This is a genomic window from Streptomyces sp. NPDC086835 (assembly GCF_044745705.1).
Classification (GTDB): Bacteria; Actinomycetota; Actinomycetes; order Streptomycetales; family Streptomycetaceae; genus Streptomyces.
The window spans coordinates 139,492-165,539 of sequence record NZ_JBIVAU010000010.1 but is presented as its reverse complement, the minus strand read 5'-3'; the positions used below and the strand labels follow the sequence as shown (position 1 = coordinate 165,539).

Annotated in this window: 20 protein-coding genes and 1 pseudogene; 12 read left to right on the top strand and 9 right to left on the bottom strand. The window is 70.1% G+C overall.

What is annotated here, in order from left to right; genetic code table 11:
* Positions 1-44: 44 nt before the first annotated feature.
* The 3 genes from ACIPJI_RS28630 to ACIPJI_RS28620 all read right to left on the bottom strand — a co-directional run bounded on the left by ACIPJI_RS28630 (position 45) and on the right by ACIPJI_RS28620 (position 3,412).
* Positions 45-875, bottom strand: a complete 831-nt coding sequence (locus tag ACIPJI_RS28630; protein WP_402249680.1) for a hypothetical protein — start codon at positions 873-875, stop codon at positions 45-47.
* A 145-nt stretch (positions 876-1,020) separates the two neighbouring features.
* Complete coding sequence (locus ACIPJI_RS28625) at positions 1,021-2,118, bottom strand: metallophosphoesterase (RefSeq protein WP_402249813.1); 1,098 nt, start codon at positions 2,116-2,118, stop codon at positions 1,021-1,023.
* A 181-nt stretch (positions 2,119-2,299) separates the two neighbouring features.
* Entirely contained in the window at positions 2,300-3,412 is a 1,113-nt protein-coding gene (locus tag ACIPJI_RS28620; protein ID WP_356622326.1) for a LacI family DNA-binding transcriptional regulator, read from the bottom strand.
* A gap of 402 nt (positions 3,413-3,814) precedes the next feature.
* Between ACIPJI_RS28620 and hisC the strand changes: the two genes are divergently transcribed.
* From hisC to ACIPJI_RS28590, 6 genes and pseudogenes are all read left to right on the top strand, one after another.
* Complete coding sequence (gene hisC, locus ACIPJI_RS28615; RefSeq protein ID WP_356622325.1) at positions 3,815-4,894, top strand: histidinol-phosphate transaminase; 1,080 nt, start codon at positions 3,815-3,817, stop codon at positions 4,892-4,894.
* 251 nt (positions 4,895-5,145) lie between these two features.
* Positions 5,146-6,654, top strand: coding sequence for a cytochrome ubiquinol oxidase subunit I (locus ACIPJI_RS28610; protein WP_307707325.1), 1,509 nt, complete (start codon positions 5,146-5,148; stop codon positions 6,652-6,654).
* A 23-nt stretch (positions 6,655-6,677) separates the two neighbouring features.
* Positions 6,678-7,679, top strand: a complete 1,002-nt coding sequence (gene cydB, locus ACIPJI_RS28605) for a cytochrome d ubiquinol oxidase subunit II (protein ID WP_402249677.1) — start codon at positions 6,678-6,680, stop codon at positions 7,677-7,679.
* 6 nt (positions 7,680-7,685) lie between these two features.
* The gene (gene cydD, locus ACIPJI_RS28600; RefSeq protein WP_402249676.1) at positions 7,686-11,312 is read left to right on the top strand and encodes a thiol reductant ABC exporter subunit CydD; all 3,627 of its coding nucleotides are present in this window, start codon (positions 7,686-7,688) and stop codon (positions 11,310-11,312) included.
* Between the two features lie 71 nt (positions 11,313-11,383).
* A pseudogene (locus ACIPJI_RS28595) lies at positions 11,384-11,725 on the top strand (GAF domain-containing protein); the annotation flags it as partial.
* Positions 11,726-12,206: 481 nt separating this feature from the next.
* On the top strand, positions 12,207-13,253 hold the full coding sequence (locus tag ACIPJI_RS28590; protein ID WP_356622322.1) for a M23 family metallopeptidase: 1,047 nt from the start codon (positions 12,207-12,209) through the stop codon (positions 13,251-13,253).
* Between the two features lie 84 nt (positions 13,254-13,337).
* Here the strand turns inward: ACIPJI_RS28590 and ACIPJI_RS28585 are convergent, their stop codons facing one another.
* Positions 13,338-14,204 (bottom strand): Cof-type HAD-IIB family hydrolase, encoded by an 867-nt coding sequence (locus ACIPJI_RS28585; RefSeq protein ID WP_356622321.1) that lies wholly within the window; start codon positions 14,202-14,204, stop codon positions 13,338-13,340.
* A 96-nt stretch (positions 14,205-14,300) separates the two neighbouring features.
* On the opposite strand from ACIPJI_RS28585, the gene ACIPJI_RS28580 reads away from it, so the two are divergent.
* Entirely contained in the window at positions 14,301-15,200 is a 900-nt protein-coding gene (locus ACIPJI_RS28580; protein WP_402249673.1) for an LLM class flavin-dependent oxidoreductase, read from the top strand.
* A gap of 30 nt (positions 15,201-15,230) precedes the next feature.
* On the opposite strand, the gene ACIPJI_RS28575 is transcribed toward ACIPJI_RS28580, so the two are convergent.
* From ACIPJI_RS28575 to ACIPJI_RS28565, 3 genes are all read right to left on the bottom strand, one after another.
* The gene (locus tag ACIPJI_RS28575) at positions 15,231-15,821 is read right to left on the bottom strand and encodes an RNA 2'-phosphotransferase (protein WP_356622319.1); all 591 of its coding nucleotides are present in this window, start codon (positions 15,819-15,821) and stop codon (positions 15,231-15,233) included.
* A gap of 127 nt (positions 15,822-15,948) precedes the next feature.
* Positions 15,949-16,890: a MerR family transcriptional regulator gene (locus ACIPJI_RS28570; RefSeq protein WP_402249671.1), complete on the bottom strand. Its 942-nt coding sequence runs from the start codon at positions 16,888-16,890 to the stop codon at positions 15,949-15,951.
* Positions 16,891-16,923: 33 nt separating this feature from the next.
* Positions 16,924-18,720, bottom strand: a complete 1,797-nt coding sequence (locus ACIPJI_RS28565; RefSeq protein ID WP_402249669.1) for an SDR family oxidoreductase — start codon at positions 18,718-18,720, stop codon at positions 16,924-16,926.
* 362 nt (positions 18,721-19,082) lie between these two features.
* Here ACIPJI_RS28565 and ACIPJI_RS28560 point away from each other — a divergent pair, with 362 nt between their 5' ends.
* From ACIPJI_RS28560 to ACIPJI_RS28540, 5 genes are all read left to right on the top strand, one after another.
* Entirely contained in the window at positions 19,083-20,042 is a 960-nt protein-coding gene (locus ACIPJI_RS28560; protein WP_307710419.1) for an ABC transporter ATP-binding protein, read from the top strand.
* On the top strand, positions 20,042-20,950 hold the full coding sequence (locus tag ACIPJI_RS28555) for an ABC transporter permease (RefSeq protein WP_307707316.1): 909 nt from the start codon (positions 20,042-20,044) through the stop codon (positions 20,948-20,950). Before ACIPJI_RS28560 ends, ACIPJI_RS28555 begins: the two co-directional genes overlap by 1 nt.
* A 49-nt stretch (positions 20,951-20,999) precedes the next feature.
* The gene (locus ACIPJI_RS28550) at positions 21,000-21,911 is read left to right on the top strand and encodes an ABC transporter ATP-binding protein (RefSeq protein WP_356622315.1); all 912 of its coding nucleotides are present in this window, start codon (positions 21,000-21,002) and stop codon (positions 21,909-21,911) included.
* A gap of 17 nt (positions 21,912-21,928) precedes the next feature.
* The gene (locus ACIPJI_RS28545; RefSeq protein WP_402249667.1) at positions 21,929-22,648 is read left to right on the top strand and encodes an ABC transporter permease; all 720 of its coding nucleotides are present in this window, start codon (positions 21,929-21,931) and stop codon (positions 22,646-22,648) included.
* A 269-nt stretch (positions 22,649-22,917) separates the two neighbouring features.
* Positions 22,918-23,607: a hypothetical protein gene (locus ACIPJI_RS28540; RefSeq protein ID WP_402249665.1), complete on the top strand. Its 690-nt coding sequence runs from the start codon at positions 22,918-22,920 to the stop codon at positions 23,605-23,607.
* A gap of 255 nt (positions 23,608-23,862) precedes the next feature.
* Here the strand turns inward: ACIPJI_RS28540 and ACIPJI_RS28535 are convergent, their stop codons facing one another.
* Both ACIPJI_RS28535 and serS read right to left on the bottom strand, forming a co-directional pair.
* Positions 23,863-24,675, bottom strand: a complete 813-nt coding sequence (locus ACIPJI_RS28535; protein ID WP_402249664.1) for an HAD family hydrolase — start codon at positions 24,673-24,675, stop codon at positions 23,863-23,865.
* A complete protein-coding gene (serS, locus tag ACIPJI_RS28530) occupies positions 24,672-25,949 on the bottom strand; it encodes a serine--tRNA ligase (RefSeq protein WP_307707313.1) in 1,278 nt (425 codons plus the stop codon). The genes ACIPJI_RS28535 and serS overlap by 4 nt, the downstream gene beginning before the upstream one ends.
* Positions 25,950-26,048: the final 99 nt, after the last annotated feature.

Genomic DNA, 26,048 nt, shown 5'->3' with positions numbered 1-26,048 from the left:
GTGCCCTCCACCCGGCCCGTGCCTCCACCTGCCCCGGCCGCTGATCACTCCGGCCGGTGTTCCGGACCGCCGAAGTCGGGGCTGGTGAAGTCCGGGCTGGTGAAGGTCGGCCGCTGCCCGGCGGTCGACCCCTCCGCGGGGCTGGAGAACTCCGGCCCGCTGAACCCGATCTTGGGGATCCGGCTGACCGGCCGCGGTGGTGCGGTGGACGCCGGATCGGCGCTCGGGTCGGCGAGGGCGGCCCGCAGGAAGGGCAGGATTCCGCGCTCCAGGAGGGCGTGGCGCCACGCGTCCTTCGCTCTGGACACCTCGTCCGGCAGCTCTCCGGCGGGCACCTGTTCCGCCACCTGGGCGGCGCCGTTGCGCAGGGCGGTCAGGAGCAGCCCCACCGCGGCGACCAGGATGGCGGCCGCCGTGAGGGCGCCGAAGAACCACCCGGCCGTCAGCAGGGCGTCGGCGAACGACGGCGTGGGGCTGAGCATCTTCAGGATGTAGCCGACGAGCAGGAAGATCGCCGCGGCGGTCCCGGCGAGGACGGGGGCGAGCACCGCGATGACGGCGGCGAAGCCGGCGCCGCCGCCCTCCGCGCTCTGCCCGACGGTCGGGGACAGCACGGAGCCGTTTACCGAGGCGGCCGCCGTGGACGTGCGCATCTCCCGGCGCACTTTCACATAGTGCTCGTACTCGGCGGCGGCCGAGGCGGCTATCAGGGCCGTCGCGTTGAGCGCCATGGTGCGCAGCTGCTCGGCGTTGAGGCGCAGGCCCACGGCGGCGAGGTCAGGGCGTTCATGGGCGTTGCGCAGTGCTTCGTCGAGGACCCGCTGGTACTCGGCGCGGTCCTCGTTCAGCAGGTGCGGAGCGCTTTTCATGTGCATCCCCCGATGCTCCGTAGGGCCGGACGGCCCGTATGACGGGCGGTCGAGCGAAAACGGAGGAGAGTCTGCTACGGATAGGCCGATGGTAGAGCGGTTACGGCACAGGGTGACAGGGGGTTTCCGTAAATCGCCTGCCGCAGTCGGCTCAGTCCGTCAGGGGGAGTTGCTGGACAAGAAGCTTTCCGGCCATGGTCACGCCGCCGTCCATGGCGATGGCGAGCCCGTCCGCGTAGACGTGCGGGCCCTCGACCACAGGGCGGTCACCGTCCTCGCCGTCCTCGGTGCCCACCTCGCCCAACAGATACGGGATGGGGCTGTGACCATGGACGATGCGCCGGCCGCCATAGGCGGAGAGCAGCTCCCGCACCGCCTGCGGGCCGCCCTCGTCGCGGAAGGCGAAGCGCTTGGTGAACTTGCGGAACAGGTCCCAGCATTCGTCCGCGTCGCCCCGGGTGAGGACCGCGTGCACGGTGTCGTTGACGTCCGCGATGGTGGACCCGTAGTCGAGGTACGCGGTCGTGTCGGAGTGCAGCAGGAGGTGGCTGTCCTCCTCGACGATCGCGTCGAGCCTGGCCATCCACTGCAGGTGGACCTCCTGCAGCCGGTCCATGTCCGTCTTCTGGCCGCCGTTGAGGAGCCACGCGGCCTGGAAGGTGGCGGTGCCGGCACCGGAGTTGACGGGCGTGTCCCCGAAGCGTTTGGCGCCGATCAGCAGCAGTTCGTGGTTGCCCATCAGGGCCTTGCAGTAGCCGCCTGCGGCGGCGGCCTCCGCGGAAAGGCGCATGACCAGGTCGATGACGCCGATCCCGTCGGGACCGCGGTCGGTGAAGTCGCCGAGGAACCACAGCCGAGCGTTGCCCGCAGCCCAGTGTCCTTCGGCGTCGATGAGGCCCTTCGCCGCCAGGGCGGCGACGAGCTCGTCGATGTAACCGTGGACGTCGCCGACGACGTAGAGCGGGCCCCGTCCGTCGGGAGCGGGCGCCTCGTCCGGATCGACATGGATCTGGACGGTGTCGCCCGGGCCGCCGCGGCCGATGACGGGGAGGTCGCGCGCGGTGGGGGTGTAGCCCTCCGGCGGCTCGCCCTCGGGGAAGGCGTTACCAGGATGGCCCGAATGGCTCGGGTCCGCTGTGTGTGACTGCACGGGAACCTGCGCGTACGGCGGTACGCGGAAATCGCGCAACGTCGCCGTCCGGACCACGGGTCCTTGACCGGCCCCCTGAGTCATCGACCCCTCCACCACCGTCGCGCCGCCGTTCACCTCTCGGCCCAACCTGGTCGGGGTGGTCCGCGGTGTCGTTCGCCCATCATAGGAATGAGGCAGGCGGTGTGTGACGCACCAGGGGTGGTGAAATCCTGTCGCACCCCTGGTTCGCCGGTCGTTTCGTCCCAATTGGGAAGGTCCAGTCCTTTGTGGGGACGGTTCAGTTCTTCGAGGGAGACCGTGGTGCGCTCACGGTTGTCCGCGGAGGACGGCGCTGCGACGAGGTCCTGACGATCAGTTCGGTCGGTATCACCTGCTCGACCGGCCGGTCCTCGTCGATTCCCTCGATCGCGTCGATCAGCAACTGGACGACCGCCGTGCCGATTCTGCGCGGCTTGAGCGAGAGCGTGGTGATGGGGGGCTCCGTGGTGGCGTACACGGTCGACTCGCTGCAGCACACGAGGAGCAGGTCGTCGGGGACGCGCAGGCCGTACCTGCGGGCGGCGGCCAGCAGATCGGTGCCGTTGGGGTCGAAGAGCCCGTACACGGCGTCGGGCCGGTCCGGCCGGGCGAGCAGCCGGTCGGCGGCGACGGCGCCGGCGCACGGGTCGTGCGCGGGGTAGGACTCGTAGACGGGGTCCTGGCCGACGCGTTCGCACCAGTTGAGGTAGGCGGTGGTGGACAGCCGGGTGTACGTGTCGGTGGTGGTGCCGGTGAGCAGGCCGATGCGGCGGGCCCCGGCGGCGGCGAGATGGTCGAGCAGATCGAGTACGGCGGCTTCGTGGTCGTTGTCCACCCAGGCGGTGACCGGGAGGGTGCCTGCGGGGCGGCCGTCGGAGACGACGGGCAGTCCTTGGCGTACCAGCTCCGTGACGACCGGGTCATGGTCGGAGGGGTCGATGACGATGGTGCCGTCGAGGGCGACGTTCGACCAGACGTCGTGTCGTGAGGTGGCGGGCAGAATGACGAGTGCGTAGCCGCGGGCGAGCGCGGCCGAGGTCGCGGCCCTGGCCATCTCGGCGAAGTACGCGAACTCCGTGAAGGTGAAAGGTTCATCCCCGTATGTCGTCACGGTCAGGCCGATTAAGCCCGACTTTCCGGTACGGAGGGTTCGGGCGGCGGCGGAGGGGCGGTAGCCCAGCCGGTCTGCGACCTCGCGGACATGTCGGCGGGTGGCGTCCGGGAGCCTGCCCTTGCCGTTGAGGGCGTCGGAGACAGTCGTGATGGAGACCCCGGCCGCGGCGGCCACGTCCCTGATGCCTGCCCGGCCTTGCCTACCGCTCCGGCGGGATGTGTCCGTCCGGCTCACCTGATGCTTCCCTGCTGCTGTCATGGCGAGCCGATAGTAGGGCTCGCGCAGGTGGTAGGGCCGGTCGCATATGCACGCGTTGACAGGCACGTTTCTGCATGATCATTTAGGTCTGACTCCCTTGGAAAATAGGGGAGTTGGCCATCGGTGCAATGGAGTGTCGGGTGCCGGGCCGCTGGGGCCTGGCGAAGGCTCCATGTCTCGAAGAGGTCTCAACTCATCACTACGGGGGATGCGCGCCACGGCGCGAGCCACCGGCGCGCGCCAAGGCCGCGGGCGCTCCCTCCGGATCGGGCCCCCCGGAAGGCCTTCCCGTGGGTTCGTGAGGTTCCGCGCCTCCGGCCATTCGCAGCAGAGGGGAATCCTCATAAGGTGAGCAGTATTGGTTGAGTACCGATGTGCACGGACGGTCGAGGAGGACCTGCGGTGAGCGAGACGAGCCCCAAGCTGCGCGCCGAGCTGGACGGCATCCCCACATACAAGCCGGGCAAGCCCGCGGCGGCCGGCGGCCCGGTCGCCTACAAGCTGTCCTCCAACGAGAACCCGTATCCCCCGCTGCCCGGCGTGATGGAGAGCGCGATCGCCGCGGCGCAGAACTTCAACCGCTACCCCGACATGGCCTGCACCGGGCTGATGAACGAGCTCGCGGACCGCTTCGCGGTGCCGGTGACCCACCTGGCGACGGGCACCGGCTCCGTCGGTGTGGCGCAGTCACTGCTGCAGTCCACCTCCGGACCCGGCGACGAAGTGATCTACGCCTGGCGCTCCTTCGAGGCGTACCCGATCATCACGCAGATCAGCGGAGCGACGTCCGTGCAGGTCCCGCTGACCGAGGGGGAGGTGCACGACCTCGACGCCATGGCCGAGGCGATCACCGAGCGCACCCGCCTCATCTTCGTCTGCAACCCGAACAACCCGACCGGCACCGTCGTGCGGCGTGCGGAGCTGGAGCGGTTCCTGGACCGGGTGCCCTCGGACGTACTGGTGGTGCTCGACGAGGCGTACCGGGAGTTCATCCGCGACGCCGACGTCCCCGACGGCCTCGAGATCTACCGTGACCGGCCGAACGTCGCGGTGCTGCGCACCTTCTCCAAGGCATACGGGCTGGCGGGGCTGCGGGTCGGCTTCGCGGTGGCCCATGAGCCGGTGGCCGCGGCACTGCGCAAGACGGCGGTCCCCTTCGGGGTCAGTCAGCTCGCGCAGGACGCGGCGGTCGCCTCGCTCCGCGCCGAGGACGAGCTGCTGGGCCGGGTCGGCAGTCTGGTCACGGAGCGGGCCCGGGTGTACCACGCCCTGGTCGAGCAGGGCTGGACGGTTCCCGAGACGCAGGCGAACTTCGTCTGGATGCGCCTCGGCGATCGCACGCTCGATTTCGCCGCCGCGTGCGAGAAGGCCGGCGTGGTCGTCCGGCCGTTCGCGGGCGAGGGTGTGCGCGTGACCATCGGCGAGTGCGAGGCGAACGATGTGTTTCTGCACACGGCCGAGATGTTCGGCAAGGATGCCTGACGGCCGGCCGCCCGGCGCCCCTGGCGGGCGACAGGCGGTCTGACCAGGGGAAATCTTCCGGCCCCCGCGAGTGCTCTGCTCGCGGGGGTTCTGCGTGCAAGAGGCACCCCCGGTCAAAGCGTCCGAATGGCTGTGCGCAATAATGCTTGTGAATGTGAACGCGTTCACAAGCGCGTCCCGGTTCCTCCCGGAATCAGCCGAGGGAGGGGGACGGCTGCCGCTGTGACCACGGCGACGTAAGGAGAGACGACGTGGACCTCGCTCTGGCGCCAGAGACCTTGGCGCGATGGCAGTTCGGCATCACCACCGTCTACCACTTCCTGTTCGTCCCCCTCACGATCTCGCTCGCGGCACTCACCGCCGGCCTGCAGACCGCATGGGTGCGGACGGGTAACGAGAAGTACCTCAGGGCCACCAAGTTCTGGGGAAAGCTCTTCCTGATCAACATCGCCATGGGCGTCGTCACGGGCATCGTCCAGGAGTTCCAGTTCGGGATGAACTGGTCCGACTACTCGCGCTTCGTCGGTGATGTCTTCGGCGCCCCACTCGCCTTCGAAGCGCTGATCGCCTTCTTCTTCGAGTCCACGTTCATCGGGCTGTGGATCTTCGGCTGGGACAAGCTGCCGCAGAAGATCCACCTGGCCTGCATCTGGATGGTCTCGCTCGGCACGGTCCTCTCCGCCTACTTCATCCTGGCGGCCAACTCGTGGATGCAGCACCCGGTCGGCTACCGGATCAACGAGGAGCGCGGACGGGCCGAGCTCACCGACTTCTGGCTGGTCCTGACCCAGAACACCGCGCTCACCCAGTTCTTCCACACCATGACGGCGGCCTTCCTCGTCGGCGGCGCCTTCATGGCGGGCATATCGGCCTTCCACCTGGCGCGCCGGAAGCACATCCCCGTCATGCGGTCGTCCCTCCGGGTGGGCCTGGTCACGGTCGCGATCGCCGGCCTGATGACCGCTGTCAGCGGTGACCTGCTCGGCAAGGTGATGTACGAGCAGCAGCCCATGAAGATGGCGGCCGCCGAAGCGCTCTGGGACGGGGAGGCGCCCGCGCCGTTCTCGGTCTTCGCCTACGGGGACGTCGACAAGGGCCACAACAAGGTGGCCATCGAGATCCCGGGCCTGTTGTCCTTCCTCGCGCACAGCGACTTCGACTCGCACGTCCCCGGCATCAACGACGTCAACGAGCAACTCCAGGAGACGTACGGGCCCGGCGACTACCGGCCCAACATCCCGGTCGCCTACTGGGGCTTCCGCTGGATGATCGGCTTCGGCATGGCCTCGCTCACCATCGGGATGATCGGGCTCTGGCTGACCCGCAGAAAGTTCCTGCTGCCCGCCGCGCTGCGCACGGGTGAGGACGAGGTGCCCCATCTGGTGCTCTTCAGGAACAAGGCGCTCAGCCCTCGTCTGGGCAGGTGGTACTGGCTGATCGCGCTGTGGACGATGGCCTTCCCCCTCATCGCCAACTCCTGGGGCTGGATCTTCACCGAGATGGGAAGGCAGCCGTGGGTCGTCTACGGCGTGCTGCGTACGCGTGACGCGGTCTCCCCCGGTGTCTCACAGGGTGAGGTGCTCATCTCGATGGCCGTCTTCACCCTGCTCTACGCCGTGCTCGCGGTGATCGAGGTCAGGCTGCTCGTGAAGTACGTCAAGGCCGGGCCGCCCGAACTCACCGAGGCCGACCTGACCCCGCCCACCAAGATCGGCGGCGACGACCATGACGCCGACCGGCCGATGGCCTTCTCGTACTGAGTCCGCTGAGGAGCTGCTGAGGCATGGAACTCCACAACGTCTGGTTCATACTCATCGCCGTCCTGTGGATCGGCTACTTCTTCCTGGAGGGTTTCGACTTCGGGATCGGTGTCCTCACCAAGCTGCTGGCGAGGGACCGCACCGAGCGACGTGTGCTGATCAACACCATAGGCCCGGTCTGGGACGGCAATGAGGTCTGGCTGCTCACGGCGGGCGGCGCCACGTTCGCCGCGTTCCCCGAGTGGTACGCCACGCTCTTCTCGGGCTTCTATCTGCCGCTGCTGCTCATCCTCGTCTGCCTGATCGTGCGGGGCGTCGCGTTCGAGTACCGGCACAAGCGGGCGGAGGAGCGCTGGCAGACCAACTGGGAGCGCGCGATCTTCTGGACCTCGTTGCTGCCGGCATTCCTGTGGGGCGTCGCCTTCGGGAACATCACGCGAGGCGTGAAGATCGACGAGAACAAGGAGTACGTCGGCGGTCTCCTCGACCTCCTCAACCCGTACGCGCTGCTCGGCGGGTTGGTGACGCTCACGCTGTTCACCTTCCACGGCGCGGTCTTCGCGGCGCTGAAGACGGTGGGGGACATCAGGACCCGCGCCAGGGCCCTGGCCGTGAAGCTGGGGGTGCTCACCATGGTTCCGGCACTCGGCTTCCTGCTGTGGACCCAGGCGTCGCGTGGTGACGGCAAGAGCCTGGTGGCGCTGATCGTGGCGGTTCTCGCCCTGGCCGGAGCGGTCGTCGCGGTGAAGGCGGGCCGGGAGGGCTGGTCGTTCGCCCTCTCGGGCGTCACCATCGCCACCTCGGTGGCGATGCTGTTCCTGGCGATCTTCCCTGACGTGATGCCTTCCTCCCTCGACGAGGCGTGGAGCCTGACCGTCACCAACGCCTCGTCCAGCCCGTACACCCTCAAGATCATGACGTGGTGTGCGGCTGTCGCTGCCCCGCTGGTGATGCTCTACCAGGGGTGGACCTACTGGGTGTTCCGCAAGCGGATCGGCACCCAGCACATCGCCGATGCGCACTAGCGGGGGATGTTTCACGTGAAACCGATCGACCCGCGGCTGCTTCGGTACGCGCACGCGACCCGCCGCTTCCTGGCCGCAGTAGTAGTGCTCGGGATCGCCGGCGCGGTCCTGGTCATCGCCCAGGCGATGCTCGTCGCCGAGGTGGTGGTGGGAGCGTTCCAGCGAGGGCTGTCCGTCTCAGGGCTGAGCACACCGCTGCTGCTGCTGGCCGCGGTGGCGGTCGGACGGGCGGTTGTCTCCTGGCTGACCGAGCTGGCCGCACACCGTGCGAGCGCGGCCGTGAAGTCCGAGCTCCGGCGACGGCTCCTGGAGCGGGCCACCGAGTTGGGGCCCGGCCGGCTGAGCGGGCAGAACACCGGATCGCTCGTCGCGCTGGCCACGCGAGGCGTCGATGCGCTGGACGACTACTTCTCGCGCTATCTGCCCCAACTGGGGCTCGCCGTCGTGGTGCCGGTCGCGGTGCTCGCCCGGATCGTGACGGAGGACTGGGTCTCGGCCGCGATCATCGTGGTGACGCTGCCGCTGATCCCGGCGTTCATGGTGCTGATCGGCTGGGCGACCCGGTCGAGCATGGACCGACAGTGGCGGTTGCTGTCCCGGCTCTCCGGCCACTTTCTGGACGTGGTCGCGGGGCTGCCGACACTGAAGGTGTTCGGACGGGCGAAGGCGCAGGCCGAGTCCATCCGCACCATCACCACCCAGTACCGCCGAGCGACCATGCGCACCCTGCGGATCGCTTTTCTGTCGTCCTTCGCGCTGGAGCTGCTGTCGACACTGTCGGTGGCCCTGGTGGCCGTCGGTATCGGTATGCGGCTGGTCCACGGCGATCTGGATCTGTACACCGGACTGGTGATCCTCATCCTCGCGCCGGAGGCATATCTGCCGATCCGGCAGGTGGGGGCCCAGTTCCACGCCGCCGCAGAGGGACTCTCCGCGGCGGAGGAGATCTTCGACGTGCTGGAGACCGCACCGCGGCGATCCGGTGCAGCTCCCGTCCCGGGCACGCTCCGGCTGGAGGTCGACGGGGTGACGGTCCGCCACCAGGGCCGTGGCGAAGCGTCGTTGTGGCGTACGTCGCTGGTGGTCGAGCCGGGTGAGACGGTCGCCCTCGTCGGGGAGAGCGGCGTCGGCAAATCCACCCTGCTCGATGTGCTGCTGGGGTTCGTGGACCCGGCAGAAGGGCGCGTACGCGTCGGCGGCACGGACCTGGCCGATCTGGACATGGAGGAGTGGAGGCGGCAGATCGCCTGGGTTCCCCAGCTGCCGTATCTCTTCGCCGGAACGATCGCGGAGAACGTTCGGCTCGCGCGGCCGGACGCGGACGACGCGGCCGTCATGGGGGCGTTGCGGGAGGCGGGGGCGTACGACTTCGTCGCCGCCCTTCCCGAAGGGCCGGACACACTGATCGGCGAGGACGGTGCCGGTCTCTCCGCCGGTCAGCGGCAACGGCTCGCGCTGGCAAGGGCGTTCCTCGCGGACAGGCCGCTGCTGCTGCTCGACGAGCCGACGGCCGCGCTGGACGGGGCCACGGAGGAAGGCCTCGTCGAGGCGGTGGGGCGGCTGGCCGAGGGGCGGACCGTGCTGCTGGTCGTACACCGCCCTGCCCTCCTGGCGGTGGCGGACCGGGTCGTCACACTCGCCCGGCCGGCAGCCACGCAGGAGGCGGAGCTCGGTGCACCGGCGGTGCCGGCCGACAAGGGGGCACCGGGAGCGAAGGCGGCCGATCGGACGTCTTCGGGAAGTCCTGACCCCGCCCGGGCGCCGGGCGGGAAGGCACGTCAGCCGCTGGTGCGCGTACGGGAGGCTGCCCGGCACCTGCGCGGACGGCTCGTACTCGCCCTGCTGCTGGGCAGTCTCGCTCTCGGCTCGGCGGTCGGGCTCATGGCCGTGTCGGGATGGCTCATCTCCCGTGCGTCCGAACAGCCGCCGGTGCTGCACCTGATGGTGGCCGTGACGGCCACCCGGGCATTCGGGATCGGACGGGCCGTCTTCCGGTACGCGGAGCGGCTCGTGTCCCACGACGCCGTACTGCGGATGCTCGCCGAGATGCGCGTCGCGGTGTACCGCAGGCTCGAGCGGATCGCGCCCGCCGGGCTCGGCCGGACCCGGCGCGGTGACCTGCTGTCCCGGCTCGTCGCCGACGTGGACGCGCTTCAGGACTACTGGCTGCGATGGCTGCTGCCTGCCGGCACGGCCGTCCTGGTCGGCGCAGGGTCGGTCGGGTTCACCGCATGGCTGCTGCCCGAGGCCGGCCTGGTCCTCGCCGTCGGGCTGATCGTGGCCGGAGTGGGCGTCCCGCTGATCGGCGGGACGATCGCCCGGCGCGCCGAGCAGCAACTCGCCCCTGCCCGCGGCTCCCTGGCGACCAGGGTCGTCGATCTGCTGCGGGGAACGGCCGAACTGACCGTCGCCGGTGCGCTGCCTCGGCGTCTCGCCGCGGCGCGCGACGCCGACCGGGCACTGACCCGCATCGCGGCCCGCCAGTCCGCCGCCACCGCGCTCGGCGGTGGGCTCTCCGCCCTCGTCTGCTCCCTGACCGTGGTCGGTGCCGCACTGGTCGGCGTGCAGGCGGTTGCGGCGGGGCGTCTCGACGGGACCAGCTTGGCGGTCGTCGTGCTCACACCGCTCGCCGCCTTCGAAGCGGTCTCCGCCCTGCCTCTCGCGGTGCAGTACCGGCGGCGGGTCGCACGCAGCGCGGAGCGGGTGTACGAGGTCATCGACGCGCCCGTACCCGTGCGGGAGCCGGCCCGGTCGGCCGCTCCGCCCGCCACGGCTTTCCCGCTGGAGCTCCGAGGGATCGGCGCCCGGTACGCGGACCGGCGACGGGACGCGCTGAGCGGGTTCGATCTGACGCTGACCCCCGGGAAGCGGGTCGCCGTCGTCGGTGTCTCGGGCTCGGGGAAGACGACGCTCGCGCAGGTGCTGCTCCGGTTCCTGGACGCCGGATCGGGCACGTACACCCTCGGCGGTGTGCCCGCCGGTGAGATGGAAGGCGACACCGTGCGGCGGTTCGTGGGGCTGTGCGCCCAGGACGCCCATCTCTTCGACAGTTCCGTACGCGAGAACCTCAGGCTCGCCCGCCCGGACGCGACGGAGGAGGAGCTGAGGGGAGCGCTCGACGAGGCCCGGCTGCTGGAGTGGGTCGATGCCCTCCCCTACGGACTCGACACCCTCGTCGGGGAGCACGGCGCCCGCCTCTCCGGAGGCCAGCGCCAGAGGCTGGCCCTGGCGCGGGCGCTCCTCGCCGCCTTCCCCGTACTCGTACTGGACGAGCCCGCCGAGCACCTCGACCTGGCGACGGCCGACGCGCTCACCGCCGACCTGCTGGCGGCGACGGAAAGGAAGGCGACGCGTCCGGGAGGCTCCGCAGGAGCGACAGCCGTCCCGGCCGAGGACGGGACGGGTGCGGCGGCGGCGGCCGCGCCGAGGCCGGCGACCGTGCTCATCACGCATCGGCTGCGCGGACTTGAGACGGTCGACGAGATTGTGGTGCTGGAGTCCGGACGGGTGGTGCAGCGAGGGACGTACGAGGACCTCGCCGTGATCGAAGGGCCGCTGCGGACGATGCTCGAACGCGAGCAGGCCGCCGACCGGATCGGTGCCCGACTTTCCCTGTCAAATAGGACTAATTAGTCTCTGGGCGTCACCGCCTCCGACCACAGGGCCCATCCGATGCCGCGGCCCGGGAGGCACCTGCCTCTCCGGTGCTGTTCGCGGAGGTCACGGCCCGGGTGCCGCAGCTCCTGGAGGCCATGCGATCGGTCGGCACCGGACTGGAACTGCACGGGACGCTCGACCGGATCTGCCGGACCGCCGCCGGGCTGGCGGGTGCCCGCTACGCCGCGATCGGCGTCCTCGACGCGCAGGGACAGGGCCTCTCCGGCTTCGTGACGTGCGGCGTCGACGAGGAGGTGGCTCGGCGCATCGGGCACCGGCCCGACGGCCGGCGAGGACTGCTCGGCGCGCTGGTCCGTGAGCCCTCACCGGTACGGCTCACCGATCTGACGACCGACCCCCGGGCCGCGGGATGTCCCCCCGGCCACCCGCCGAATCCCTCGGCGGCTCGAGGTGGGTACGGCCCCTGTATCGGCCACGACGGGGCCGGAACCACCGTCACGTGGGAGGCCCCGCTGCGGCCCGCGCCGACCGGACAGCGCCGGCCACCGCCCACCGGGGCCTGATCGGACCAGCCCGACGGGCTGATCGGGTCTTCGGCCGACGTGGGACCTGATCCGGACTTGGAGGACCGGGCCCTGACACGGACCTCGACCGACCGGGGCCCGACCGGCCTTCGCCCGACGTGGCCCTGATCCGTCTTGGACGGAGCTGGCCCTGACCCGGCCTTGGACCGACGGGAGCCCTGGTCCGGGACTTCGCCGGCCGGCTCGGACCGACCCGTCCGGCCTGACCCCACCGGAGGGGCCGCCCTCCGGTTGTCGCCCGTGTTGCGGCTGTGACTGGGCCACCCGGCCGTACGACACCGTTCCGGTCCCCGGCATCCCGCCCTTCCCGGGTGACGATCCGTCAATGAGCTCGAGACACCGTGACCGGTTTCTGATCGTCCCGGTGATGCTGTGCACGCTCCTCGGCACGCCGGCATCCACAGCCGTGGCGTCCGACGGCCCGGCGCCACCGGCAGGCGCCGAAGTGGCACGGCTGTACGCGGAGGCGGCCAAGGCGACGGAGCAGTACGAGCAGGGCAGGCGCGCCGCGGAGCGGCAGCGGGCCACGGCGAACCGGCTCGAAGGCAGGCTGGCCCGACAACGGGAGCGGCTCGGCGCCGTCCACGACGCCATCGGCGGCGTCGCCCGGGAGCAGTACCGCACCGGCGGCACGCTCGCCCTCACCGGCCGCCTCCTGCTCGCCGACGACCCGGATGCGCTGCTGCGCGGCTACCGGCTCGCCGCCCGTGCCGAGAAGGCCGTCAGCCGGCTGCTGGACCGCGAGCGGTCGGCTGAGCGCGATCTCGTCGCCGCGGAGACGAGCGCCCGTGCCGCATGGCAGAACCTCGCCGCACGCAACGCACAGCTGGCAGTCGTCAAGCGCGGCATCGAGACGAAGCTGGAGTCCGCGCAGTGGAAGCTCCAGGCGGAGGCGGACCGCAGCGTGGCGGCGGGCAAGTGCGCCGGGGCCGTGCGCATCGAGCAGCCGGGCAGGGCCCCGCGGGGACCCGACTGGGTGGCACCCGTGGAGAACTACGCGCTGTCCGCCGGCTTCGGCGGCGCCGGTGAGCGATGGGCAAGCCGGCACACGGGCCAGGACTTCGCCGTCGACATCGGGGCCCCTGTGCGGTCGGTCGCAGCGGGCCGGGTGGTCTCGGTGTCGTGCGGCGGGGCCTTCGGTATCGAGGTCCTGGTGCAGCATCCCGACGGCTACTACTCGCAGTACGCGCACCTGGCGGGGGTCACCGTCGACCCGGGCGAGCGGGTCGACACCGGCCAGTGGATCGGTCAGGCGGGTACGACGGGAAATTCGACGGGGCCGCACCTGCACTTCGAGGTGCGGATCACGCCGTATCTGGGTTCCGGTGTGGATCCGGCCGTGTGGCTGCGCGAGCGCGGTGTGATCCTCTGACCGGAGCCGCGCACGACGCCCTGCGTCCGCGCGGATTCCGCTGCCTCCGCACGGCATACCGCCGAGGATGCGGCAGGGTCCGTGTCAGAGCTCCTGGCCCGAGCGCCGCGCCAGGATCTCTTCGATGACCACCGCGACACCGTCGTCGTTGTTGGCGACCGTGCGCCCGGAGGCGGCCGCGATCACGTCGGGATGCGCGTTGCCCATGGCGTAGGAGGTCCCGGCCCAGGTCAGCATCTCCACGTCGTTCGGCATGTCACCGAACGCCACCACCTCGTCGGAGGAGATGCCCCGCTGCGCACAGCACAGCGCGAGGGTGCTGGCCTTGCTCACGCCCGGTCCGCTGACCTCCAGGAGCGCGGTCGGGCTGGAGCGGGTGAACGACGCGACGGCGCCCGCTGCCGTGCGGGCCAGGGTGAGGAAGCCGTCCGGCTGGAGCTCCGGATGGTGGGCGAGCAGCTTGAGCACGGGGACGCCCTCGCCCGGCTCCTCCTCGTGGAGCAGCTTCTCCACGGGGGCGATGGTCGCCGCGGGGTCGAGATGGAAGGGCGGATAGTCGGGCTCGTAGTGGATGCCGGTGGTCAGCTCGACCGCGAACGACGTGCCGGGGGCGGTCGTACGCAGCGTCCGCACGACCTCCATAGCCGCGGTCCGGGGCAGATCGCGGACCTCCAGCATCCTGCCGCCGGCGTGCAGGTCGACCACGGCGGCGCCGTTCGCGCAGATGGCGAGGCCGTGGCCGTGGACGTGGGCGCTGACGACGTCCATCCAGCGGGCGGGCCTGCCGGTGACGAAGAAGACCTCGATCCCTGCCTCCTCGGCGGCCGCGAGTGCGGCGATCGTACGGTCGGAGACCGACTTGTCGTCGCGCAGCAGAGTGCCGTCGAGGTCGGTGGCGATCAGCCGGGGCGTGGTGGCGGGCAGGCGGCGGAGATCGGTAGCTGAGGTCACAGCCCCATTCTCCCGTACCGGGGTGCACGTGCGTGCGAGAGGGCGCACATTTGAGTGGACACCGGCAAAGCGGCCCGGCCACGTAGGCTCGGGGCCATGCGTCTGAGCACTGTGATACTCCCCGTCCGCCCCTGGCGGAGCGGTGGCCGCGACGAGTGGCTGCGTGCCGAGCAGCTCGGTTTCCACACCGCGTACACCTACGACCACCTCTCGTGGCGGACCTTCCGTGACGGTCCCTGGTACGGGGCCGTCCCGACGCTGACCGCCGCTGCCGCGGCGACCGAGCGGCTGCGCCTCGGGACGCTGGTCACCTCGCCGAACTTCCGGCATCCGGTGACCCTGGCGAAGGACCTGATCTCGCTGGACGACGTCTCGGACGGGCGGGTCACCCTGGGGATCGGTGCGGGCGGGACGGGCTTCGACGCCACCGCCCTGGGCCAGGAGGCGTGGACGCCGCGGCAGCGGGCGGACCGCTTCGCCGAGTTCGTGCCGCTGCTGGACCGGCTGCTGACCGAGGGTGCCGTGACGCACGAGGGGGCCTTCTACTCGGCGGTGGAGGCCAGGAACATCCCCGGGTGCGTCCAGCGGCCGCGGCTGCCGTTCGCGATCGCCGCGACCGGTCCGCGCGGGCTGAAGCTCGCAGCGCGGTACGGGCAGGCGTGGGTGACCACGGGAGACCCGAAGCTGTTCGAGACGGGCACCCCCGAGCAGTCCCTGGAAGCCATCGGCGGCCAGATCGACAAGCTCGCCAAGGCCTGTGCCGACACCGGCCGGAACGTGGCAGAGCTGGACAAGATCCTTCTCACCGGCTTCACCCCCGACCGCGGGCGTCCGCTCGAGTCGCTGGACGCGTTCGTGGACTTCGCGGGCAAGCACATCGAGCTCGGGTTCACCGAGATCGTCGTCCACGCCCCGATCCCCGACTCGGACTTCGCCGCCGACCAGGCGGTCTTCGAGCGGATCGCGACGGAGGCGCCGGCCCAGCTGGGCGGCTGACGCAGGCGCAGGCACGGGGCGCTGCTGTCCTCAGGGGCGCCGGGCGTCGGGGAAGCGGATGAACCGGGGCGGTACGGAAGCGGTGAGCCAGACGCCGTTGGCGCTCACCCGGAAGACATGGCCGGCCCGGTGCAGGGCTCCCGCGTGGACGGAGAGGACGACGGGGCGGCCGCGCCGGGCGCCCACGCGGGTCGCCGTCTCCCGGTCGGGCGAGAGGTGAACGTCGTGGCGGGCCATGGGCAGCAGGCCGTTCACGCGGATCGCGTCCAGGTTGCGGGAGACGGTCCCGTGGTACAGGTACTCGGGCGGCTCCGCGGCGGGCAGGTCGAGATCGACGGCGACGGTGTGGCCCTGGTTGGCGCGGATGAGTGTGCCGTCGATGGTGAAACGGCGTTTGTCGTTGACGGCGACGACATGTTCGAGCTCGGCACGGGTGAAACGGAAGCCGTGCTCGGACGCGGCCCGCATCAGCTCGTCGATCTCCACCCAGCCGTTGGCGTCGAGAGTGATGCCGATCCGGTCCGGTTGGTGACGCAGATGCTTCGACAGGTACTTGGACACCTTCACGGTGCGTCTCTCGTCGGGTGGTGCTGCCCCGCCGTTCTCCGATTTCGGGTTCATGCCGCCAGCGTGCCCGGTGGGATGTCGCCGACGCCACTGAGAAAATTCTGTACTGAGGTTTGATCCACAACCAACTCAGCTTATCCACAGGGGAATTGGCGATTCTGTGGACAACTACTCTTGCTTTTCAGTCGATTTGATCAACATCCGCCCTTCTTGCGTGGTTTGACGTCAATATTCCCAATGTCCTGTTGTGCAGCTCCCGTTCGGTAGCAGCGTGAACAAAGGCCGCAGCATCCGCCGCGCCAACCAGCCGCCGTACAGCCTGCATCGTTCCGGCCGGAAGGGCGACTGTGGTGTGCTCCTCCTCCACTCTCGGCGGTGCGTCGGCCATGAGGTGCTGCCTGAGGTGGAGAGTGGCGAACATCCGCATGGCACGGGCAAGTTCGGCGTCGATCGTCTGCTGGGCGAGAGGGCGCAGTCGCCGCACCAGTGCCGCTGCCTCCGTCGCGTCGGCGTCGGTCGGCGGCCCGTGCTCCAAGAACCGCGAGAAGATGTGCTCCGTCGTGAACTCCAGGAACCGGCAAGCAATGTGCTCGACCTGCTGCCGAACCTCCTTGAGATGCCCCGATATTGCGGTCAGTGGCACGCCTGCCGCGTGCAACTCCGCCGCGACAGCCAGCTCTTGTGGACTCGGCACGAGGAATTCGTCCTCGTTGCCAGGAACCGGTTCCAGTACGCCGAGCGCCACCGCTTCCGCGAGAGCTTCCTCGGCGGGGACCCCGCCGAACCGCCGCTCCAGCTCCGCACGGGAGATCCTTGAGACCTCCTCGTCGGTCCACGGACCCTGCACCTCGGCCACCAGACCGAGCACTCCGCCGAGACCGCGACCGGTGTCCCAGGCGTCCAGAAGTTCCTTGATGGAGGCCAGTGTGTAGCCCCGGTCGAGGAGGTCCGCGATCTGGTGCAGTCGGTCGAGGTGCGCGGGGCCGTACACGTTGGAACGGCCCCGCCGCTCCGGCCTGGGCAGCAGCCCGCGGTCCTGGTAGGCGCGGATGGTGCGGACCGTGGCCCCGCTGTGGTGCGCCAGGTCCTCGATCCGGTATTCGGTTGCGGACTGTTCCGGCAAAGCCGCTCCCTCAACTACGCCCGGAGGCAGGCATCAAAGCCTCGGCTTGATTCTGGCGAACGCGCGCAGCAGCCCCGGCGAGACGCGTGACAGCAGACGGGCCCCACGTGCCTCCGGCGTGACCGGTACGACGGCCTGGTTCCGCACCACCGCACGCAGGACGGCGTCTGCGACCTTCTCCGGAGGGTAGTTGCGCAGCCCGTACAGCCGGGCCGTCCTCTTCTGCCGCCGCTTTTCCTCCATCGCGTCCACCCCTGCGAAGCGGGCGGTGGCGGTGATGTTGGTGTTGACGATCCCGGGGCAGACCGCGGTGACCCCGATGTCCCGGCCGGCCAGTTCGGCGCGCAGGCACTCGCTGAGCATCAGCACCGCGGCCTTCGAGGTGCTGTACGCGGGTAGGGCCCTGGAGGGCAGATAGGCGGCGGCTGAGGCGATGTTGACTATGTGGCCACCCTGGCCGCGCTCGTCCATCTGACCGCCGAAGATCCGGCAACCGTGGATGACTCCCCACAAGTTGACGTCCAGGACCTTCTTCCAGTCGTCCGAGCTCGTGTCCATGAAGGGGCCGGAGAGCCCGATCCCGGCGTTGTTGACCAGCACATCGACGACGCCGTACTCGGCGGCGACCTTCTCGGCAAGCTTCTCCATGGCCTGCTCGTCGCTGACGTCCACCGTCTCGGCCCAGGCGTCGAGAGCGCCTCTGAGCAGGCACGTCTCAGCCGTGCCGGCCGCGCCTGCGGCGTCCCGGTCCGCGGCCACGACGCGCGCCCCGGCTGCCGCGAAGGCGAGCGCCGTGGCCCGGCCGATTCCGCTGGCCGCCCCGGTCACCAGGACCAGTCGGCCGGCGAAGTACTCCGCGTACGGTCCCGTTGCCGGCCGCGCCTCGGTCTGCTCCCTGCCTGACCCGCGTGACCCGTCGGCACCGCCCTCGTGCGCCTCGACGAAGTCGGCGATCCATGCGCTCAGTTGATCGGGGCGGGTCCGGGGCACCCAGTGCTTGGCCGCCAGCGAGCGGCGGGTCAACCGCGGTACCCACTCGTCGAGATCGTCGTACAGCCGCTCGGAGAGGAACGCGTCGCCGGTCGGCGTGATCAGCTGGACCGGAGCGTGGGCATGGGCGTCGGCGCGCGGACGGCGCAGCCGCGCGCGGACGTTGTCGCGGTAGAGCCAGGCGCCGCGGGCAGCGTCCTGCGGCAGTGACGCCGTCGGGTAGTCGCCCGCGGGGACCTTCTCGACGCGCTGAAGAATTCCCGGCCAGTACTTGCCCAACGGGCCGCGCCAGGCCAGCTCGGGCAGTACCGGAGTGTGCAGCAGGTACACGTACCAGGACTTGGCGCCCTGGCCGAGCAGTTGTCCCACCCTCCTGGGGGTCGGACGGACCGTCCGTCGTTTGATCCAGTGGCCGAAGTGGTCCAGGGACGGGCCCGACATGGACGTGAAGGAGGCGATGCGGCCCTCGGTGCGCCCGACCGTGACGAACTCCCACGCCTGCACGGAGCCCCAGTCGTGTCCGACCAGGTGCACGGGCCGGTCCGGGCTCACGGCGTCGGCGACCGCCAGGAAGTCGTCCGTCAGTTTCTCCAGGGTGAATCCGCCGCGCAGCGGGACCGGGGCCGTGGAGCGGCCGTGTCCACGGACGTCGTACAGCACCACATGGAAGCGCTCCGCGAGGCGGGTCGCGACCTCCGACCAGACCTCCTTGCTGTCGGGGTACCCGTGGACGAGCACCACGGTCGGCCGTGTCGGGTCGCCGAGCTCGGCGACGCACAGCTCGATCCCTCCCGTACTGATCCGGCGCTCGCGCGCCGTCGGCAGTCCTCGCACGCTCAACGGTCCTCTCGTCGGCACAGCCTCCGCACCCGGGCATCGTCCGGCCGGAAAAGGCGCGTCGCCAGGGACGTCGGAGCCGCGACCGCCATGCGGTCGCCGAACCCACGGATCCCCCTGCCACCGTCCGTCCCCCGGGTGGCACGCGCCGTAACCTGCCACTGATGAATGTGACAATGCCCGGCGGCTGCGTCAAGGGGCGTGCGGCGCCTGTGGAAACCCCCGACAGCCCGATACCGCCCCCGAGGGTCGCGTCCACCAAGGTCGGACAGCCCTTACGGGCCTGTACCTCTTGAGTCGGAGACGGATAGAGCCGCGAGGCTGACGTCAGAGGTGCCGCACGCCACTACCTTCGAAACGTGACTGTGATCGCGACCGAAAGCCTGAGCAAGCGGTTCCCCAGGGTGACCGCGCTTGACCGGCTCTCCTTGGACATCGGCCCCGGTGTGACCGGCCTGGTGGGCGCCAACGGAGCCGGCAAGTCCACGTTGATCAAGATCCTGCTGGGTCTGTCCCCCGCCACGGAAGGTCGCGCCGCCGTGCTCGGCCTGGACGTCGCCACCAACGGCGCCCGTATCCGCGAGCAGGTGGGCTACATGCCCGAGCACGACTGCCTGCCGCCGGACGTCTCCGCCACGGAGTTCGTGGTCCATATGGCGCGCATGTCCGGCCTCCCGCCGACCGCCGCACGAGAACGCACCGCGGACACGCTGCGCCACGTCGGCCTGTACGAGGAGCGGTACCGCCCCATCGGCGGTTACTCGACCGGCATGAAGCAGCGGGTGAAACTCGCGCAGGCTCTGGTCCACGACCCGAAGCTGGTTCTGCTCGACGAGCCGACCAACGGTCTGGACCCGGTCGGCCGTGACGAGATGCTCGGCCTGATCCGGCGCGTCCACACCGACTTCGGCATCTCGGTCCTGGTGACCTCTCATCTGCTCGGAGAGCTCGAGCGCACCTGCGACCATGTCGTCGTCGTCGACGGCGGCACCCTGCTGCGCTCCAGCTCCACCAAGGAGTTCACGCAGACGACGACCACCCTCGCGGTCGAGGTCACCGACACCGACGCACACCCCGACGGTACGGCCGCGCTCCGTACGGCCCTCACCGGCGCCGGGCTCAAGCTGCACGACCGCACGGAGGACGGGCTGCCCGGCGCCGGCCACATCCTCCTGCTCGAGGCGGCCGGCGAGGAGACGTACGACACCGTGCGCGACGCCGTCGCCGAACTCGGTCTCGGGCTCGTGCGCATGGAACAGCGACGCCACCACATCGCGGAGGTCTTCCGCCCTGAGGCCGCCAAGGCCATGGAGGTGCAGGCCTGATGAGCACCCAGACCCACGGCGGCCAGGTTCCCGGTACGACGCGGATCCACAACATCGGATACCGCAACTACGACGGCCCCCGCCTCGGCCGCGCCTACGCGCGCCGCTCCCTCTACTCGCAGTCGCTGCGCGGCGCCTTCGGCCTCGGCCGCTCGGCCAAGTCCAAGGTGCTGCCGATGATCCTGCTCGGCATCATGTGCATGGTCGCGGCGATCATCGTGGCCGTGGCCGTCGCCACCCCCAACATGACCGACCTGCCGCTGAAGTACACGCGCTACGCGATCATCATGCAGGCGCTGATCGCGCTGTTCCTCGCCTCGCAGGCACCGCAGTCCGTCTCCCGCGATCTGCGTTTCAAGTCCGTGCCGCTGTACTTCTCACGGCCGATCGAACGCGTCGACTACGTCCTCGCCAAGTTCGCGGCCATGGCCTCCGCAGTCTTCGTGCTCACCGCCGCACCGCTGGTGATCCTCTACGCGGGCGCGCTGCTGGCGGAGTTCGACTTCGCCGACCAGACGAAGGGCTTCGCGCAGGGACTGGTCTCCGTGGCTGTGCTGTCCGTCCTCTTCGGCGGGATCGGGCTCGTGCTCGCCGCGTTCACCCCCCGCCGCGGCTTCGGCGTCGCCGCCGTGATCGCGACACTCACCATCACCTACGGCGCGGTCTCCACCGTCCAGGCCATCGCCTGGGAGACGGGCTCCGCCGGTGTGATCCAGTGGCTGGGCCTGTTCTCACCGGTCACGCTCATCGACGGACTGCAGACCGCCTTCCTCGGCGCGACCTCCGCCTTCCCCGGCGGCGAGGGGCCCGGCGCCGGCGTCGGAGTCGTCTACCTGCTCGTCGTCCTCGCGCTCGTCGCCGGTTCGTACGGCGTCCTCATGCGCCGCTACCGAAAGGTCGGGCTGTGAGCTCGGAACCGTCGCCCGCCACCACCCTTCCTAGGAATGCGCTGCGCCCATGAGCACTCTTCGCATCGACAACACCTCGCGGTGGTTCGGCAACGTCGTCGCCGTCAACGACGTGACGATGACCATCGGCCCCGGCGTCACCGGCCTCCTCGGGCCCAACGGCGCGGGGAAGTCCACCCTCATCAACATGATGGGCGGCTTCCTCGCCCCCTCGAACGGCACCGTCACCCTCGACGGGGCCCAGATCTGGCGCAACGAGTCCGTCTACCGGCACATCGGCGTCGTCCCGGAGCGGGAGGCGATGTACGACTTCCTCACCGGCCGTGAGTTCGTCGTCGCCAACGCGGAACTGCACGGCCTGGGCGCGAAGGAGGCCCAAAGGGCTCTCGCGACGGTCGAGATGGAGTACGCCCAGGACCGCAAGGTCTCCACGTACAGCAAGGGCATGCGCCAGCGGGTGAAGATGGCTTCCGCCCTGGTGCACGACCCGTCGGTGCTGCTGCTCGACGAACCGTTCAACGGCATGGACCCGCGCCAGCGGATGCAGCTGATGGATCTGCTGCGGCGGATGGGCGCAGAGGGCCGCACGGTCCTGTTCTCCTCGCACATCCTGGAGGAGGTGGAGCAACTCGCCTCGCACATCGAGGTGATCGTCGCCGGACGCCACGCGGCCAGCGGTGACTTCCGCCGTATCCGCCGGCTGATGACGGACCGGCCGCACCGCTACCTCGTGCGCTCCAGCGACGACCGGGCGCTCGCCGCCGCCCTGATCGCCGACCCGTCGACCGCGGGGATCGAGGTCGACCTGGCCGAGGGCGCGCTGCGCATCCAGGCAGTCGACTTCGGCCGGTTCACCGAGCTCCTTCCGAAGGTCGCCCGCGAGCACTCCATCCGGCTGCTGACGGTCTCGCCCTCCGACGAGTCCCTCGAGTCGGTCTTCTCCTACCTCGTAGCGGCCTGAAAGGAGCTGTGACGGACATGTACAACCCCACAGTCGCCCGGCTCACCTATCGGGCCGTCCTCGGCAGGCGCCGGGCCGCGATCCTGTTCGTGCTCCCCGGACTGCTGCTGCTGATCGCGGCCGCCGTACGGGGCTTCAACGGGGCGGACGACCAGGTCGCCGCCGATGTCCTCGGCGGGTTCGCCATCGCCACGATGGTGCCGCTGATCGGTGTCATCGCCGGTACGGGGTCGATCGGTCCCGAGATCGACGACGGCTCGATCGTCTATCTGCTCGCCAAGCCGGTGAAGCGGCCGACGATCATCTTCACCAAGCTCATCGTCGCGATCGCCGTCACGATGGCCTTCTCCGCGGTGCCCACGTTCATCGCCGGTTTCATCCTGAACGGCAACGGCCAGCAGGTGGCTGTCGCCTACACCGTGGCGGCCCTGGTGGCGTCGATCGCGTACAGCGCGCTCTTCCTGCTGCTCGGAACGGTCAGCCGGCACGCGGTGGTCATCGGCCTCGTCTACGCCCTGGTGTGGGAGACCCTCTTCGGCAGCCTGGTGCCCGGCGCCCGCACGCTGAGCGTCCAGCAGTGGTCGCTGGCGCTCGCCGAGAAGATCGGCGGCGAGGGGCTGATCGGCTCCGACGTGGGCCTGCCCGCGGCGGTGGCGCTGCTGGCGGGCGTCACGGTGGCCGCGACCTGGTACGCGGGCCAGAAGCTGCGGGTGCTCAAGCTCGCCGGCGAGGAGTGAGCCGCGATCGTTCCCGGCCCCGGCCCCTGCCCTTCCGGCAGGGGCCGGGGCATATCGCGTAACTGTACGGTTATCGGCTCGTTGTCCACCGTGCGTGGAGGCAACTGGAGTTCGTGACGTCGAGGGTTCGTGAAGTCGGGGATTGCCGGTGCCGAGGTGACGTTCTCGCCCGGGCCGGTCATTGAGTGGGATGCACCGTGAGCCGACCTCCGCTCCTGGGCCCGGGGAGAGGGCTGTCCCTGACGGTTTCACGAACGGAAGGCATTCCCATGCCGACGGAAATTGCCCTGCTCGAGTCGCGCGCGATGCGCGTCGAGCACGCGGGGCGGGTCGAGGCGCTGGACAAGGTGAAGGCTCTTGCCCTGCTGCCCGACAGCATCCATGTGTCCACAGAGGGCGTCGCTCGCTACTTCGAAGTATCCACAGAGGTCATCAAGAAGGTGACGCAGCGGCATCGCGAGGAGCTCACCGAGAACGGGATGCACGTGCTGAAGGGCTCTGACCTGGGCGAATATCAGAGGGACAGCTTGTCCCTCTCATACGAGGGCGAGGTGAGTTATCCACAGCGCCGCTCCAGCCTCACCCTCTTCACCCGCCGGACGGTGCTCAACATCGCGATGCTGCTGCGCGACAGTGACATCGCGCGCCGCGTCCGCACCCACCTCCTCGACGCCGAGGAGTCCGTGCGTGAGGGCCACGCCTCGCTCGACCGGCGGGTCACCGCCGTCGAGCACTGCCTGGCCGGTGTCGGCACGGCCCTGCAGGAACTGGGTCCGGTACTCAACCGGATGTCGGAGCGGCTCGACCGCCTCGACCACCGGCTCGACGCCACCAACAGGGTCGTCGCCGCGATGAGCAACCGGCTGTGCGAGCTGTCCGACGACATGGCCCGGATGGACGCCAGGATGGACGACTTCGCCCATCAGCTGCGGGATCTTCGTCGTCGCCGGTACCGCTGATTAATCGGTGGCGCCGGACCGACCGGCCCGGCACAGTTGTGGGGCCGGGACAGCACATCTGTGCGACCGGTGCCACCGACCGGGAGGGGAGCGCGGCGATGACCGAGGGTTCGAGCCCGAGTCCGTCGTGCTCCCGTCGAGGCGGCACCCGGCAGGCGGCGGAGTAGTCATCACACTCCGCAGGGCCGCCGGGCGGCCGCCCAGGGGGCGGCCGCTTCGAGCGCGCATCCGCGCGGGCCGCCCCCTCCCGGACAGTCAGCCGGCGAGCAGGTGCTCCAGCACCACCGCGATGCCGTCGTTGTCGTTCGACGCGGTGATCTCGTGGGCCACGGCCTTCAGTTCGTCGTGCGCGTTCGCCATCGCCACACCGTGCGCGGCCCAGCCGAACATCGGGATGTCGTTCGGCATGTCGCCGAAGGCGATGGTGTCCGCCGCCCGCAGCCCCAGCCGCCGGGCGGCCAGCGACAGGCCGGTGGCCTTGCTCAGCCCCAGTGGCAGGATCTCCACGACGCCCGCGCCGGCCATGACCACGTCCACCAGATTCCCGACCGTCGCCCTGGCTGCCTTCGCCAGTTCGTCGTCGCTGAGCGTCGGGTGCTGTATGTAGACCTTGTTCAGCGGTGCTGCCCACAGGTCGGCGGGGTCGTGCATGGGCACGTACGGCAGCGGGCCTTCCAGCACCCGGTAACCGGAGCCGACCAGTACGTCGCCCTCGAGTCCGTCGCGGCTCGCGGCGAGCAGCAGCGGCCCCACCTCGGCCTCGATCTTGGACAGGGCGAGCCCGGCCAGCTGCCGGTCGAGCGTCACGGAGGTCAGCAGCCGGTGTTCGCCGGCGTGGTAGACCTGCGCCCCCTGCCCGCAGACCGCCAGACCGTCGTACCCGAGGTCGTCGAGGATGTGCCGCGTCCACGGCACCGCCCGACCGGTGACGATGATGTGCGCGGCGCCCGCCTCTGTGACCGCGGCGAGCGCGTCGCGCGTGCGCTGCGAGACCGTGTCGTCGTCGCGCAGCAGCGTTCCGTCGAGATCGGTGGCGACGAGCTTGTACGGGAAGGGGGCGGGGCTCACTTGGAGATCGGCTCCAGCAGTTCGCGGCCACCCAGATACGGGCGCAGAACCTCGGGAACCCGCACGGAACCGTCGGCCAGCTGGTGGTTCTCGAGGATCGCCACGATGGTGCGCGGCACGGCACACAGCGTTCCGTTCAGCGTCGCCAGCGGCTGCACCTTCTTGCCTTCGCGCATTCGCACGGACAGGCGGCGCGCCTGGAAGCCGTCGCAGTTCGAGGCGGAGGTCAGCTCGCGGTACTTGCCCTGCGTCGGGATCCACGCCTCGCAGTCGAACTTGCGCGACGCGGACGCGCCCAGGTCACCGGTCGCCACGTCGATCACCTGGAACGGCAGCTCGAGGGCGGTCAGCCACTGCTTCTCCCAGTCCAGCAGCCGCTTGTGCTCGGCCTCCGCGTCCTCCGGCGCGACGTAGGAGAACATCTCGACCTTGTCGAACTGGTGGACCCGGAAGATGCCGCGCGTGTCCTTGCCGTAGGTGCCGGCCTCCCGGCGGAAGCAGGGCGAGAAGCCCGCGTACCGCAGCGGCAGCTTGTCGGCGTCGAGGATCTCGTCCATGTGGTACGCGGCGAGCGGTACTTCGGACGTGCCGACCAGGTAGTAGTCGTCCTTCTCCAGGTGGTACACGTTCTCCGAGGCCTGGCCGAGGAACCCGGTGCCCTCCATGGCGCGCGGGCGGACCAGCGCGGGCGTGAGCATCGGGATGAAGCCGGCCTCCGTGGCCTGCGCGATCGCCGCGTTGACGAGGGCGAGCTCGAGAAGCGCGCCGACACCGGTGAGGTAGTAGAAGCGCGAGCCGGACACCTTGGCGCCGCGCTCGACGTCGATGGCGCCGAGCGCCTCGCCGAGCTCCAGGTGGTCCTTGGGGGTGAAGCCCTCCGCGCCGAAGTCGCGGATCGTGCCGTGCGTCTCGAGGACGACGAAGTCCTCCTCGCCGCCGACCGGGACGTCCTCGTGGACGAGGTTGCCGAGCTTGAGCAGCAGGCGGCGGGTCTCTTCGTCGGCGTCGTTCTGCTCGGCCTCGGCGGCCTTGACGTCGCTCTTGAGCTGCTCGGCCTTCTTGAGCAGTTCGGCGCGTTCGTCCGGGGTGGCCTTGGGGATCAGCTTGCCGAGCGACTTCTGCTCGGAGCGCAGCTCGTCGAAGCGGAGGCCCGAGGACCTTCGCCGCTCGTCGGCGGAGAGCAGGGCGTCGACGAGGCCGACGTCCTCTCCACGGGCGCGCTGGGAGGCGCGGACACGGTCAGGGTCCTCACGGAGCAGGCGAAGGTCAATCACCCCACCAGGCTACCGGTGTCGACTCGCCCCACCCCACCCGATATCTAAGTGCGTGTCGCTTTGCCCGGATTGTGGGCAGTTGCCAGAATTGATAAAGGT

Coding starts and splice junctions, on each gene's coding strand:
- ACIPJI_RS28630 (WP_402249680.1), bottom strand. CDS start 875: ATGCACATGAAAAGCGCTCCGCACCTGCTGAACGAGGACCGCGCCGAG.
- ACIPJI_RS28620 (WP_356622326.1), bottom strand. CDS start 3,412: ATGACAGCAGCAGGGAAGCATCAGGTGAGCCGGACGGACACATCCCGC.
- cydB (WP_402249677.1), top strand. CDS start 6,678: ATGGAACTCCACAACGTCTGGTTCATACTCATCGCCGTCCTGTGGATC.
- cydD (WP_402249676.1), top strand. CDS start 7,686: ATGTTTCACGTGAAACCGATCGACCCGCGGCTGCTTCGGTACGCGCAC.
- ACIPJI_RS28590 (WP_356622322.1), top strand. CDS start 12,207: ATGAGCTCGAGACACCGTGACCGGTTTCTGATCGTCCCGGTGATGCTG.
- ACIPJI_RS28580 (WP_402249673.1), top strand. CDS start 14,301: ATGCGTCTGAGCACTGTGATACTCCCCGTCCGCCCCTGGCGGAGCGGT.
- ACIPJI_RS28575 (WP_356622319.1), bottom strand. CDS start 15,821: ATGAACCCGAAATCGGAGAACGGCGGGGCAGCACCACCCGACGAGAGA.
- ACIPJI_RS28555 (WP_307707316.1), top strand. CDS start 20,042: ATGAGCACCCAGACCCACGGCGGCCAGGTTCCCGGTACGACGCGGATC.
- ACIPJI_RS28550 (WP_356622315.1), top strand. CDS start 21,000: ATGAGCACTCTTCGCATCGACAACACCTCGCGGTGGTTCGGCAACGTC.
- ACIPJI_RS28545 (WP_402249667.1), top strand. CDS start 21,929: ATGTACAACCCCACAGTCGCCCGGCTCACCTATCGGGCCGTCCTCGGC.
- ACIPJI_RS28540 (WP_402249665.1), top strand. CDS start 22,918: ATGCCGACGGAAATTGCCCTGCTCGAGTCGCGCGCGATGCGCGTCGAG.